This is a genomic window from Streptomyces sp. DH12 (assembly GCF_020873895.1).
GTDB lineage: Bacteria > Actinomycetota > Actinomycetes > Streptomycetales > Streptomycetaceae > Streptomyces.
In genome coordinates, this window is record NZ_JAHWGT010000643.1 from 1 (window position 1) to 535 (window position 535).

The window sequence follows — 535 nt, forward strand, 5'->3', positions numbered from 1 at the left end:
TCGCGGGGGACCGGTCCAACGCCACGGTGGTGAGCATCCCCCGGGACCTGATGACCGGGATACCGGACTGCGAGACCCGGCAGTCCGACGGCTCGACGAAGACGATCCCCGGCTCGGAGGGCACCACCCGGTTCAACGAGTCCTACGGCGTCGGGGGCCGCGACCCCGGCTGCACCATGCGCACGGTCGAGGAGCTGACCGGCCTGGACGTGGACCACTTCATGATGTTCGACTTCAACGCCGTCAAGACGCTGTCCACGGCGGTCGGCGGCGTCGAGGTGTGCCTGGAGAAGCCGCTGAAGGACACGGACGGCGGCACGAACCTCGACCTCCCGGAAGGAAAGAGCACCATCCAGGGCGAGGAGGCCCTGTCGTTCCTGCGCAACCGGCACGGACTGAAGAACGAGAGCGACCTGGACCGGATCGGGATGCAGCAGAAGTTCGTCGCGTCGATGCTGCGCCGGCTCAAGGAGGACACGCTCAGCAGCCCGTCGAAGATGCTGGACGTCGCCGACGCGGCCACCAAGTCCCTCAC

At 67.7% G+C, this 535-nt stretch carries 1 protein-coding gene; it reads left to right on the plus strand.

The genetic code is table 11. From position 1 onward, the window contains the following. Positions 1 to 535, plus strand: a 535-nt coding sequence (locus LPA54_RS36235) for an LCP family protein (protein WP_228984776.1), incomplete at both ends; no start/stop codon positions are given.